Origin of the sequence: Ruminococcus sp. CAG:379, assembly GCF_000434255.1 — a bacterium.
Classification (GTDB): Bacteria; Bacillota; Clostridia; order Oscillospirales; family Ruminococcaceae; genus Ruminococcus_F; species Ruminococcus_F champanellensis.
Map to the genome: position 1 here is coordinate 1 of NZ_FR894855.1, position 2,501 is coordinate 2,501.

Annotated in this window: 2 protein-coding genes; both read left to right on the top strand. The window is 51.7% G+C overall.

The features are described from left to right. Positions 1–144: 144 nt before the first annotated feature. A complete protein-coding gene (locus tag QVO51_RS03430; RefSeq protein WP_022357247.1) occupies positions 145–912 on the top strand; it encodes a pseudouridine synthase in 768 nt (255 codons plus the stop codon). 116 nt (positions 913–1,028) lie between these two features. After that, positions 1,029–2,168 (top strand): ABC transporter ATP-binding protein, encoded by a 1,140-nt coding sequence (locus QVO51_RS03435; protein ID WP_022357248.1) that lies wholly within the window; start codon positions 1,029–1,031, stop codon positions 2,166–2,168. Positions 2,169–2,501: the final 333 nt, after the last annotated feature.

Here is a 2,501-nt window from a genome sequence, read left to right on the forward strand (position 1 = left end):
ACTGCGTAAATGGAGCACGCAGAGAATAAAAAATAACACACAAAAAAGGTCACGCAAAAGCATCAAATTCACACAAAAACCAATCCAAAGAAAGGGCGGCGGGCGGGACATTCTGTTTCAATTTACGCCGGAAGGAGTACAAATATGCGGCTTGACAAATGTATTGCAGATCACAGCGCCTATTCCCGGAAGGAGGTCAAGGAGCTGCTGCGCCGGGGCAGCGTCCGGGTTAACGGTGTGCCGGAACAGGATCCGGGGCGGCAGGTGGATCCCGAGGGGGACGAGATCATGCTGGCAGGGGTGATCCTGCCCACCGCCCTCCATCGCACCTACATGCTCAACAAGCCCAAGGGCTGCATTTCCTCCACCCGAACCGGAAAAACCAAGACGGTGGTGGAGTTCCTGCCGCCGGAGCTGCGGAAGGGGATCTTCCCTGCCGGGCGGCTGGATGTGGACACGGAGGGCATGCTGCTTCTGACCAACGACGGAGACCTTGCCCACCGGATTTTATCCCCCAGGCGGCACATCCCAAAGTATTATCTTGTGCAGCTTGCCAAGCCGGTTGTTGAAAAAACTGTTGAAACCTTTGAAAACGGGGTGGTGCTGGAGGATGGTACCCGGTGCCTGCCGGCAAGGGTGGCGGCATTGCCGGGCGTGGAAAATACGGCGCTGGTGGAGTTACATGAAGGGAAATTTCACCAGGTAAAACGTATGTTCGCCGCTGTGGAAAACCATGTGGAACAATTGCTCCGGGTGCAGATGGGAGATCTGCCGATCGACGTAAAATTGGGAAAAGGAGACTATCTGTTGCTTTTGCACAAAGATATCGAGCAGCTGTTTAAAACTCCCGATTTTTCCGAGGTGCTGCGGTTTTGCGCTTGTTTTTTTTGTTCATATTGGATAAATGAGTAACTTGAACTTTGGGTAATTAGTGACTTGCAAAATGCCGTGAAATTTGGTATGATAAATGCATAGCTTATTCTGGGGGACAGAATAATAAAATTTTGATAATTGGAGGACTGGAAGAAATGGCAGGTTTGTCTTTGCGTGGGATTTATAAAAAATATCCGGGTGGCGTCGTAGCTGTTTCAGACGTAAATCTGGAAATCAGAGATAAGGAATTTATCGTATTGGTAGGGCCCTCTGGCTGTGGTAAGTCCACAACCCTGAGAATGATTGCTGGTCTGGAGGAAATTTCCGAGGGCGAGCTGTACATCGGCGACCGTCTGGTAAACGACATTGCGCCGAAGGACAGAGATATCGCAATGGTGTTCCAGAACTATGCGCTGTATCCCCACATGACCGTATTCGAGAACATGGCGTTCGGTCTGAAGCTCCGCAAGGTGCCCAAGGATGAGATCGCCCGCAAGGTAGAGGAAGCTGCAAGAATCCTGGATCTGACCCATCTGCTGGACAGAAAGCCGAAGGCGATGTCCGGTGGTCAGCGTCAGAGAGTTGCGCTGGGTCGTGCAATCGTGCGTCAGCCCCAGGTATTCCTCCTCGACGAGCCGCTGTCCAACCTGGACGCAAAGCTCCGTGCCCAGATGAGAACCGAGATCGCCAAGATCCACAAGAAGCTGGGTACTACATTCATTTATGTAACCCACGACCAGACCGAGGCAATGACCATGGGCGACCGGATCGTTGTTATGAAGGATGGTTTTGTTCAGCAGATCGATACACCGCAGGTGCTGTATGATCAGCCGATCAACAAGTTCGTTGCTGGCTTCCTGGGTTCCCCCCAGATGAACTTCATCGAAGCAATGCTGCACCAGCGTGACGGCAAGTATGTGGTTGAGTTCGGCTCCAACGACACAAAGACCACCCGTGGCGTGAAGTATGAGATCGTAATTCCGGAGGCTAAGGTCAATGAGAACCTGGCGCACTATGTGGACAAGGAAGTCATCCTGGGCATTCGTCCGGAGAACGTACATGATGAGGAAATGTATCTGTCCAATGCAACTACAGGCGTCATCAAGTGTACTGTGGATATCACGGAGCTGATGGGTGCAGAGACCTATCTGTACCTGACCTGCGAGGGTTATCCGCTGACTGCTCGTGTATCTCCTCGTTCCACCGCTCGTCCCCAGGACGAGATCGATATTGCCATCGATCCGAACCGGATTCACCTGTTCGACAAGGAAACCGAGAACACCATTATGAACTGATCCTCCCAGAGGATGCGCACCCCCGGTATTTCCGGGGGTGTTTTTGTTTATTGCCTGCTGTGGGTTTCTTTTGTGTTGTTTCATTTGTTGAACCGAGCCATTTACGCAGTACGGGTTTACCTTTGTGACCATTTGCTTGCGGATTGTCTTTTATGGTCTGCGTGCTCCATTTACGCAGGAGCGTTCTACCGGATGCTTGGGGAGATGCGTGTGACTCTATTTGATGAACCGTATGGGTCACGCATGACCCATCTACCTTTCAGTGACCATCTTTTCAGGGCTTGTCCTTTATACTCTGCGTGCTAGGGTCACGCAGTACGGGTTTACCGGATG